General features: G+C 47.2%; 10 protein-coding genes. 5 read left to right on the forward strand and 5 right to left on the reverse strand.

Annotated features, from left to right (window positions below):
• Nucleotides 1-530, reverse strand: a 530-nt coding sequence (locus ACJMLT_RS06030) for a peroxiredoxin (RefSeq protein WP_405728074.1), incomplete at its 3' end; no start/stop codon positions are given.
• A gap of 197 nt (nucleotides 531-727) precedes the next feature.
• Between ACJMLT_RS06030 and ACJMLT_RS06035 the strand changes: the two genes are divergently transcribed.
• Complete coding sequence (locus tag ACJMLT_RS06035) at nucleotides 728-1,111, forward strand: nuclear transport factor 2 family protein (RefSeq protein ID WP_405728077.1); 384 nt, start codon at nucleotides 728-730, stop codon at nucleotides 1,109-1,111.
• Nucleotides 1,112-1,402: 291 nt separating this feature from the next.
• On the opposite strand, the gene ACJMLT_RS06040 is transcribed toward ACJMLT_RS06035, so the two are convergent.
• The 4 genes from ACJMLT_RS06040 to ACJMLT_RS06055 form a co-directional block, all read right to left on the reverse strand.
• The gene (locus ACJMLT_RS06040) at nucleotides 1,403-2,128 is read right to left on the reverse strand and encodes an SIMPL domain-containing protein (protein WP_405728080.1); all 726 of its coding nucleotides are present in this window, start codon (nucleotides 2,126-2,128) and stop codon (nucleotides 1,403-1,405) included.
• A 138-nt stretch (nucleotides 2,129-2,266) separates the two neighbouring features.
• Nucleotides 2,267-2,692: an immunoglobulin-like domain-containing protein gene (locus ACJMLT_RS06045; RefSeq protein ID WP_405728083.1), complete on the reverse strand. Its 426-nt coding sequence runs from the start codon at nucleotides 2,690-2,692 to the stop codon at nucleotides 2,267-2,269.
• Between the two features lie 91 nt (nucleotides 2,693-2,783).
• On the reverse strand, nucleotides 2,784-3,494 hold the full coding sequence (locus ACJMLT_RS06050; protein WP_405728086.1) for a hypothetical protein: 711 nt from the start codon (nucleotides 3,492-3,494) through the stop codon (nucleotides 2,784-2,786).
• 467 nt (nucleotides 3,495-3,961) lie between these two features.
• A complete protein-coding gene (locus ACJMLT_RS06055) occupies nucleotides 3,962-4,849 on the reverse strand; it encodes a DegV family protein (protein WP_405728089.1) in 888 nt (295 codons plus the stop codon).
• A gap of 216 nt (nucleotides 4,850-5,065) precedes the next feature.
• Between ACJMLT_RS06055 and ACJMLT_RS06060 the strand changes: the two genes are divergently transcribed.
• The 4 genes from ACJMLT_RS06060 to ACJMLT_RS06075 all read left to right on the forward strand — a co-directional run.
• On the forward strand, nucleotides 5,066-5,545 hold the full coding sequence (locus ACJMLT_RS06060) for a MarR family winged helix-turn-helix transcriptional regulator (RefSeq protein WP_405728092.1): 480 nt from the start codon (nucleotides 5,066-5,068) through the stop codon (nucleotides 5,543-5,545).
• Complete coding sequence (locus ACJMLT_RS06065) at nucleotides 5,542-6,663, forward strand: efflux RND transporter periplasmic adaptor subunit (protein ID WP_405728095.1); 1,122 nt, start codon at nucleotides 5,542-5,544, stop codon at nucleotides 6,661-6,663. The genes ACJMLT_RS06060 and ACJMLT_RS06065 overlap by 4 nt, the downstream gene beginning before the upstream one ends.
• A 4-nt stretch (nucleotides 6,664-6,667) precedes the next feature.
• Nucleotides 6,668-9,817: an efflux RND transporter permease subunit gene (locus tag ACJMLT_RS06070; protein ID WP_405728098.1), complete on the forward strand. Its 3,150-nt coding sequence runs from the start codon at nucleotides 6,668-6,670 to the stop codon at nucleotides 9,815-9,817.
• Nucleotides 9,818-9,901: 84 nt separating this feature from the next.
• Nucleotides 9,902-10,704, forward strand: an 803-nt coding sequence (locus tag ACJMLT_RS06075; RefSeq protein WP_405728101.1) for a patatin-like phospholipase family protein, incomplete at its 3' end; no start/stop codon positions are given.

The following is a 10,704-nucleotide window of genomic DNA, read 5'->3' on the forward strand; positions in this document are numbered from 1 at the left end:
GAGTTGTGTGTTTCGTCGGATTTCTGCAGTGCCTGGATCATGCGTTTGATCTCGTCAAAATTTCGCCCTGTGGTCAGGGGATAATAAACGACAGAACGGATGATGCCTTCAGGGTCGATGATGAATACCGCACGCACTGCCTGTGTGCTGGAAACATTGGGCTGCAGCATGCCGTACAGGGTAGAAACCTTGGTATTCAGGTCTGCAATGACAGGGAAATCGATCTTAATATTTTTCATGCCCTTCCATTCCAGTTCTTCGATTTTGCGGATCCACGCAATGTGGGAATAGAGGGAATCTACGGACAGACCCAACAGTTCCACATTCATCGCTTTGAATTCATCCTTCATGGAAGCCATTGTCATAAATTCTGTGGTGCAGACGGGGGTAAAGTCCGAAGGATGGGAAAAGAAAAGGACCCATTTGCCTGCATAATCCGCGGGGAAGTTTACAGTGCCGTTGGTTGTCAGCGCAGTAAAGGCCGGGGCTTTATCTCCGATCAGAGGGAGTCTGTTCAGTTCTTCATACATAATATCTCCTCCTTGGTTACTCTCTTCTATTTGCCCTTAGTATAACACATTTATCTGGGCAAAGGGAGTGGCAAAAGCAACAATATAGCAGATGAGGTGCATTTTTCTATCCTTGTCGGATATCTTTTTTTATGGTAAAATAAATCTACCAAGCACAAATGTGCATAATGAGGAAACAAATTTAGGGGGTGCGTTTTATGTTGCGTCAGAGAGAAGAAAAGATCAAAGTCTGGTTTGAAATGTGGGTAGGGGAAGATATCACTCCTATGGCTGCTATTTTTGCCGACGATGTGGAATATACAGAATGCTGGGGCTATCAGTATTTCGGTAAGGATGAGATCAAGGCATGGTTTGAAGACTGGCATAAAAATAATGTGATGGAAGCCTTCTATGCAAAGGATTTCCTGCACATGGATAATAATAAGACTGTAGTCAGATTCAAAATGGAAGCCCTGACCAAATCCGGTACAGACCGCTGGATGGATGGTGTATATATCGTAGAATGGGATGAAAATGACTGCATCAAGTCTCTGGAAGAATACGGAGAAGGCAGCAGAAAGACAAGACCTTATGAGAAATGATGCTGCCGCATCATTACGAAAAAATCTCAGGCGTGCCATCTGGCACGCCTTCAAGCTTTTTTCGTGTGACTGTAGGTTTGAACAGATCAGTTCCAGCGGCTAAAAGCCTTGAAACTGCCTGTTCTCCTCGAGTGGGCAAAGCCCCCTCTGCGGGTTCCATTCAGGAAACTACCGTTTCCCGAACCCTTCGTTTATGATGTTAAAAAAGGATGTCCTTGGGGACATCCTTTTTCATTCGGGTGCAGGGGCTGGACTCCTGCTGGGGGAATTGGGGGTGAAACCCCCAAGGTCTTAAAATCCATAAGTTACAGCGATATTTGCGGTGATCTGGATTTTGCCATAGCTGATGGTAGTACCGCTGCCGGCATCTGCTACAGCATCTTCCTTAGCCATCATTTTGGACATATTGGCTGTTTCCACATAATAAGCATTTCTGGAATTTTCTGTAACGCTCTGTACCGCACCCAGCGGTCTGCCATAGGCCTGGGCGATGGACTGGGCGGATCTTTCTGCATTTTTCACTGCCGCCTGCAGAGCCTGACCGTAATAGAGGCTCTGGTCAGCCACGGAGAAATCTACCCCATTGGTGCCTGTTGCCCCTGCCTTCAGGGCAGCATCGATATATTTGCCTGTGTTGTCGATATCTTTGGTCGTTACCTGCAGATCTGTATAGGAGCGATAGCCCAGAACGGCACGCTGGCCTGTTTCGTCGTTATAGTTATACTGGGGGTATACAGAGGTATAGGTCGTTACGATATCTTCTTTGGCAACCCCCATGCTCAGCATGGATTTTGTTACTTTCTGGATGATCTGGTTATTTTCCTTCTGGGCGGCTTCTGATGTTTTGCCCATGGTTTCCACGCTCAGGCTGATCTTTGCCGTGTCGGGGTCAGCCATGACAACGCCGGTGCCGTTTACGTTGATCTGGCCTTCTGCGGCATAGGCCATGCTTGCCATCCCCAGAGATAATGTCATTGCTGCAGCCAGAACAGCTGCGAATTTTTTCCATTTTTTCATGTGCAAAACTCCTTTCTGATTACCACGGTTTTGTTTTTTTTGACGTACAAAAAAACAGGAGGTTCCGTTTTTTCTGAAAAAAATAATTTTCTGAATCAAAAAGGACTAAGAAAAGCGCTCTTAGTCCTCATTTCATACTTATTTTTCAAATTCGCAGGCAATGGGCTGATCGTTTACGATCAGGATCACGCGGTGTTCGCCGCTGCCAATGCTGCCGCACAGACCTTTCCAGTCAACTTCTCTTTCAATGGCTGTGCCGGCGGGGATGGTTTCGGTTTTGTCGCGCTTCCATTCGGAAACTCTGGTACCGATATTTTCTTCCCAAACACCTTCTTTATTTTTTTCTTCCAGATGGAATTCAACAGGGTCAAAGAGAACATCTTCTGCAGAATCATTTGTGATCACAAATGTTGCTTTAGAGTTTTTCAGTGTTTCTTCCTTCAGTGTCAGTGTAACACCTTCTACTGTATTTACATCGTTATAAACAGTAATATAATCATCACCGCCACAAGCAGTCAGTGCCAGCGTGAGCATTATCAATACTGCAAAAAATTTCATTCTCATTGGTATCATCCCTTCCTATCGTCTGGATACGAAACTATTGAAATATTATAACATAGTTCTGAATTCCATACAAGGTGGTTTTTTTCTGTATTCACTTTTTTGCATAAAAAGTACCGATCAGCTTATCTGTTTTTGTGTCCACCAGATCGAAGTTCTTTTCGGCTTCGTTGTAGATAAAGCGGTAATTTCGGTTGAGTTTTGCCCGATGGCTCTGGTCGCTCCAGAGCAGAGGACGTTCTTTTTCCGGCACGTCTTCGGCGATCCAGCCGCAGTAGCCGCTGTAGCGGGGCACACCGCCGTAGCAGATCAGCAACGCCCGATATTTTTCGCGGAAACTGTCCAGTTCATCCCAGTCGTTGGTGGCTCTTGCCCGTTTCAGGGACTCCTCCAGATAATCCAGAGGGGTTTCGTTCTGATAGCGTGCATTGACCTTCATGCCGTGCTGCAGCAGTAGTTCCGCCGCCCGCAGCATGTGTTCATCCATGGCGGTGGGCCATACGAAACACCATGCTGCACTCATTTCATCCTCATTTTTTGCTTTTACATCTACGCCAAAACGGAAAAACAGTTCCAGCAGTTCCGGAAGATATTTCCCTGTTTCCTTTACCTCTCCGTTTTCGTCCACATATTCACCGTAATATTCCAGAATGGTCAGGAATACATTTCGTTCGGTACCGGTTTTATTCAAATCCGCGCCGGCCTGCAGGTAGCTTTCGATCAGATCCATGCGGGGTGGGATCCTTCTTGCTTCATCGATCAACCGATTTTCCATATCGGAAAACGCAGCGTCATATTTTTCCATGCCCGTTTTCACCCTTTCCTTGTTCCAGTTGTTTCCATTATGTTTATTTTACAACATCTTTGTTAAAATGTCATCATTTGTGTCTTTACAAGTGGATTACAATTTTGCAAAATGAAACGCTTGGCGGGGAACGTATACAATATATAAAAAAGGAAAAAGAGTGGAGGTTATGCAGATTTCCATAGAGGATAGAGTCGGAAGACCTTGGGTGGGGCAGAGCGGACATGGGCAAATAGAATCACGAATCGTAGAGAAATGTGTGGGAGTTGGTTTCAAATTTTGTGATGTTATGAAAACAGATCGTCAGAAAGCAAGGATCAGAGAAAAAGGAAAAGAGATAGGAAAAAAAACCTGTTCAGAACGTTTTTCTTCCTTTTATATATGGTATTGAAAACCCTGCAAAAATAAAAAAACATCCAGCCGCCGGATCTGCGGGGATGTTTCAAAATTTTTTTGGAAAAAAGACATTATGCGTCAAATTTTCTGATACAGGCAATGCCGATGGGGGTAGGGCCGGTGTGTACGCCAATGGTGCAGCCGATCTGATAGCTTTCCACTTCCCCTGTAAAACCCAGCGCCTTCATTTCTTCTTCCACTTCTTTGTGGAAGGCATCATATTCTTCCTGATCGTGGCCTTTGCCGGTACAGATGCGGTAATCGTTGATGTTTTTATCTGCGAAAAACGCTTTGGCATCGTCCAGAAATTTACGGATGGATTTTTTTCTGGCGCGGGCAATGCCGGCTGCCTGCAGTTCCCCTTCGTACAGATGGATGATGGGCTTGATCTTCAGCATGGATGCTGCCTGTGTCAGCACCTTGCCGATGCGTCCGCCTTTCTGCAGATAACTCAGGTCGCCGGTGGTAAAGAAAATACGGCTGGTCATCTTCAGTTCTTCCAGTCTTTCCACGGTTTCTTCAAAGGAAAGGCCGGCCTGTGCCATTCTTGCCGCTTCCGTAACCAGAAGCCCTTCCTGTACTGTTGCGGAAAAGCTGTCGATCACAGCGATCTTACAGTCGGGGTATTCTTCCATCAGTCCTTCTGCTGCCAGATTGGCGCTCTGGAAGGAACTGCTGAATTTGCTGGTCAGGTTCAGATAAATGATTTTTTCACCGTTTTTGGCGTAGGGCAGAAAAGCTTCGTAAAAATCTACCTGGGTAGGCATGGAAGTTTTGGGGTATACATCGGGCTTGTCTACCATTTCCTGATAAAAGGCCTCAGCTGTGACCTCTGTGCGGTCTTTTCGATAGGTTTCTCCGTCAAAGGAAACATAATATGGAATCAGACGGATGTCGTATATTTTTTCCTGCTCTGCGGAAATATCGCAGGAACTGTCGCTCATGATGCGAAAATCCATAAGATTTCTCCTCCTGTCATAGATCTTGTATAGTTTTTTCTATGCCGTTTCTCAGGCATTGTAGAACATCTTAGCACAAGGATTCCCAAAAATCCAGTATTTTAAATCGTTTTACAGTAAAAACAATTGACTTGGATTTAGTTTTAATATAAAATCAATTCATATGTGATACTATGATGATTTTGTACTTGTTTTTGGGAAAAAAGGAGTGTTGAGATGCAGGATATCACAGGCAGAGAAGTCGTTTTGAAAATGCTGGATCTGGCGACAGATATAGCCCATTGGAATAAAAAATATACGACAAAAACAGTCCTTTTGCAGAAACTGGATGAAATGGGACTGACCAGCCATCAGGTCGAAGTGCTGGGCTTTTTGTATGCCAACCCGGTGCTGGATACGGTTTCTCAGCTGGCAGCGGAAATGTTTATCAGTAAGGGCAGCCTTTCTTTGATGATCTCCAAACTGCAGCATGGCGGCTTTGTGCAGAAAAGTGCGGCCAGAGGGGCGGATGACGGCAGAAAGGTCTATATCAACCTGACCAAAAAGGGCAGGGAAGCCGTGGAAAGTATCAGAGAAACCATGGTGGAAAATGCCTCGGAGGCTTTTGATGAAATGGATGAGGAAAAACGAACTCTTTTCTACACAAAAGTGAAGGAATTACAGGAATTATTTAATACAGGAGGATGGAAAGAATGAAGAAAAAATTACTGATCGCTCTGGCGATGTGCATGGCACTGGGCACAGCCTGCGGCAAGGAAACAGCAGAAGAAGAAAAAACAGCCCGCTCTGTAGAAGTGATGACAGCAGGGGAAGGCGAAATTGCCAGCCAGTTTGCTTACACAGGTAAGGCAGCAGCCTCCAGACAGGTAAATATCGTTCCTACGGTTCCCGGCAAGGTAACAGATTTCAATTTTGATGTGGGCGATGAAGTTCATCAGGGTGCTGTTCTTTTCACAGTGGATACCACAGACCTGAACAACAGCCTGCGCGGCGCAGAAGCCGGCTATAACGTAGCAAAACTGGCAAGAGACAACGCGAAAAATACATACGAAAATAACAAACTGCTCTTTGATGAAGAAATCATCTCCAAAGCAGAATTTGACCAGATCAAATATGCTTACGAAGCAGCAGAAGCCCAGCTGGCTTCCACACAGGTGCAGCTGGATACACTGAAAAAGAATATCTCTGACTGTGCGGTAACTTCTCCTCTGACCGGCGTGGTTACCCAGAGAAACGTGGAAATCGGCGGTTTTGCTTCCTCCGCAAGCCCTGCCTATGTAGTCATGGATCTGTCTACCATCAAAGTGGAAGTAGGCGTTTCCGAACAGGTGCTGAATACCATTAAGATCGGCGATAAAGTAGATGTGACGATGACAGCCGTTTCCGAACTGCCTCTGGAAGGGGTCGTTTCCACTGTATCCCCTGCAGCAGGCCAGACAGGGATGTATACCGTTAAGATCGAACTGGATAACAGCAAGGGTCTGATCAAATCCGGCATGATGGCAGAAGTAAACTTCACAGCAGAAAAAGCAGAAGATACCATCGTACTGCCTCGTAACGCTGTCATCACAAAAGAAGATGAAACATACGTATATGTTGTAAAAGACGGCAAAGCGAAAAAAGTCATGGTTGAACTGGGCATCGAAGCCGCAGATACCATCGAAATCACAAAAGGTCTGAAAAAAGGCGATGACGTTGTGACAAAAGGCCAGACATACATTTCCGACGGCGAAGAAGTGAATGTAGTCAGCGCAGAAGGCACAGCGAAAGCAGATGCAAAAGAAAAAGACAAAAAAGAAGTAAAGGGGGAATAATTGCATGTTCTCCAAACTTTGTATCCGAAAACCCGTAACGACTATCATGGTCACCCTGATGGTGTTTATCGCAGGGATCCTGTCCTATTTTAATCTGGATCAGGCCATGATGCCCGATATGGATCTGCCCATTGCCGTTGTTGCTACAACTTACGTGGGCGCATCCCCCGAAGAAATTGAAAACCTGATCTCCAAGCCCATGGAAGAAGGGATGGGTTCCATTGCAAACGTGGATACCATTACTTCCTATTCCGCGGAAAATATGTCCATGGTACTGCTGCAGTTTGTAGACGGTACAGATATCGACATGGCTGCCGTGGATATGCGAGATAAACTGGATCAGATCGAAAAAACACTGCCTGATGGTGCCCAGGAGCCCATGGTAGTAAAAATGGATATCAATGCCCAGCCCATCTCTCTGGGGGTCAGAGCGGAAAATCTGGATCTGAACTCCCTCCACGAAATGCTGGAAGATAACGTGGTGAGCAGACTGGAACGTATCGAAGGCGTTGCCTCCGTTGATCTGAACGGCGGTATCACCCGTGAGATCCGTGTAACCATCGACCCTGCTAAACTGGCAGGCTATGGCCTAACACCTACAACCATTTCCAATATTATGAAGGCGGAAAACATGAACCTGCCTTCCGGCTCCCTGTCTCAGGGCAACACTTCTGTATCTATCCGTACCATCGGTGAATTCAAATCTCTGCAGGAGATCCAGAACCTGCCCATCCCCACATCCACAGGCGCCATTGTCCATTTGAGTGACGTTGCCCGCGTGGAAGAAGTGGAAGCCGACAGAAAAGGTTTCTCCTACATCAATGGTCAGCGAGGGATCACGATTTCCATTGATAAACAGTCCACAGCCAACCTGGTTAAGGTTTCCAATGAACTGAAAAAAGAAATCAAGGAACTGCAGGAAGACTATCCCGAACTGGAAATCTTCATGCTGACAGATACAGCGGAATATATTGAAATGTCCCTGGCAAATATCACAGAAACAGCCTTCCTGGCAGCGGTCATCGCTTTCTTCGTGCTGTTCCTGTTCCTGAAAAATGCAGTGACCTCCGGTATCATCGCCGTTTCCATCCCCACATCTATCATGGCTACTTTTGGTATGATGTATCTGACCGGGATCAATATGAACATGATCTCCATGGGTGGTGTGGCCATCGGTATCGGTATGCTGGTAGATAACTCCGTCGTAGTACTGGATAGTATCTACGGCTATTATGAAAGAGGCTATACCGCGGCAGAAGCGGCGGAATATGGTGCGAAAGAAGTATCCATGGCCATCACCGCCTCCACACTGACCACCGTAGCCGTATTCGTTCCCCTGATGATGGCAGGCGGTACTACCGGTGCTATGATGTCTAACCTTTCCCTGACCATCGTGTATGCGCTGGTTGCTTCTGTAGTAGTTGCGCTGACCTTCGTACCTATGGCATGCGCGCTGCTGATGAAAAAAGAAACAAAGACCATCTACTGGAAAAATATCAAGTTCCTGGCTTTCCTGGATCATTGGGAAGCAGCCATCGATATGCTGTCCAGAAAATATGAAACAGGTCTGAAATGGGCGCTGAACCACAGAAAGAAAACCATCGTGACTGTTCTGCTGGTATTTGTGCTGTCTCTGGGCTGTATCCCTCTGGCAGGTATGGACTTTATGGCTTCCATGGACCAGGGGACTGCCGACGTAACGGTTACTCTGCCCAATGGTACAGAACTGGATGCCACAGAAGAACTGACACTGGAAGTACTCTATCGCCTGCAGGATATCCCCGAAGTGGATATGATTTATGCATCCGTTGGTACCAGCCAGATGAGTGCCGGCACAAACTCCTCCTCCATCACCGTAAATCTGGTGGAAAAGGATGACCGTGACCGTTCCACCGATGAAGTCTGCGAAGAAATCAAAGATCTGCTTGCCGATATCCCCGGTGCAGAGATCGAAGTATCCGCATCCTCCTCGGCTATGGGTTCCATGGGCAGCTCCAGTGACGTCACACTGAATGTTTACGGTTATGATAACCAGACACTGATCGGTGTGGAAAAAGATCTGGTGGCATATCTGGAAGAATACCCCGGCCTGTCCAATGTAAAAGGCTCCGTTGGGGAAACCGTTCCTTCCGCTATGCTGACCATCGACCGCGGCAAAGCATCTCAGTACGGCATTACAACATCTTCCGTCGCAAGTGCGCTGGCAACAGCCATTTCCGGCTCCACTGCAACAGAATATAAGGTAGACGGTACAGAAATCGACGTAGTACTGCGTTATGATACAGAACAGATGAATTATCTGACAGATCTGAATAACCTGACAGTGACATCTGCCATGGGCACACAGGTACCTCTGGGCGATATCGCAACCCTGTCTATGGGTGAAACATCCACTATGATCACCCGTGAAAACCAGAAAAACTATATTACCATCAATGCCGATGCGGAAGGTCTTTCCGGCGGCGAAGCGCAGAAACTGGTGGAAGAAGCTATGACCGGTTTTGAACTGGCGGAAGGCTGCCATTATGAATTCGGCGGTATGACAGAAATGATGATGGAAACAGCATATAAACTGCTGCTGGCAATGGTTGTTGCTGTCCTCTTGGTATATATGATCATGGCGTCTCAGTTCGAGTCCCTGCGTTATCCTTTCATCGTTATGTTCTCCATGCCACTGGCCATCACCGGTGCCATCTTCGGTCTGCTGATCACAGGCAATACCATCACGATGCCTGCCATGATGGGCTTCGTTATGCTGGTTGGTATGGTAGTAAATAACGGTATCGTACTGGTTGACTATACAAACCAGCTGATGGAACGCGGCATGAACTGTTATGATGCCCTGACCTCTGCAGGCCCCCGTCGTCTGCGTCCTATCCTGATGACAACGCTGACAACGATTCTGGGTATGGTGCCTATGGCACTGGCTACCAGCGAAGGTTCTGAAATGATGCAGGCACTGGCCATCGGCGTTATCTTCGGACTGACCCTTTCCACAGTGGTAACACTGGTATTCATCCCCGTTCTGTATATGTGGATGAACGACAGAAAACGAAAAGCGAACGCAAGAAAAGCGGCAAAACGCATTGTGAAAAACGCAAAGGCCCATGCAGAAGAACTGGCAAGAGAAAGAGCCCTGCATCTGCACGACTGATTGCGTAAAACAGAATGAAATGCTATAATCGTACCGTTGGGAGAGATCCCGACGGTACTTTTTTGAAGAAAAGGAGGAAATGCCATGAAGATCGGTCTGGTTTTGGAAGGCGGTGCCAACCGCGGTGTGTTCACATCCGGCGCCATCGATTTTCTGCTGGAGCAGGGGATCACCTTTGATTATGTCATCGGCACATCTGCCGGTGCCTGCAATGCTATGAATTTTCTGGCAGGGCAGAGGGGGCGTGGCCGCGACAGCATCATCCTGACGGATAAAAAACTGCGGTATTTCGGTATGAAGACCCTGTTGAAAACGGGGCATTATTTTGATCTGGACTGGTCCTTCCGGGAATATCCCAATCGTTATTTCCCCTTCCATTATGAAGAATATTTCGATAACCCCACAGAAAGGGAATTTGCATCCACCAACTGCCTGACGGGGGAAGCCCTTTATTTTACCGATCGGAACCATGACAGGGAATACCTGATGCAGATCGGCAAGGCTTCCTGCGCCCTGCCCGGCATGTCTGCCGTGGTGGAGGTGGAAGGGGTGCCCTGTGCCGACGGCGGCGTGGCCGATTCCATTCCTGTTCAGCGTGCTTTCGAAAAAGGCTGTGATAAGGTGGTCGTGATCGAGACCAGAAGGAAGGAATTTCGGATGCAGCTTTCCAAGGGGACGAAGCTGATCGCCAAACTGAGCGGCAGAAAATATCCTGCCCTGCAGGAAGCCATGCTGCAGCGTCACGAAAATTATAATGCCACGCTGGACTTTATCCACGAAAAGGAAGCGGAAGGGACAGTCCTTTCCATCCGCCCCGAAAGGCAGGAGGTCAGCCGTACGGAAACGGATTATCATACACTGATGAAGTTCTATCATCACGGTTATCA

This window comes from Anaerotignum sp., from assembly GCF_045122575.1.
In the GTDB taxonomy this organism is placed as follows: domain Bacteria; phylum Bacillota; class Clostridia; order Lachnospirales; family Anaerotignaceae; genus Anaerotignum_A.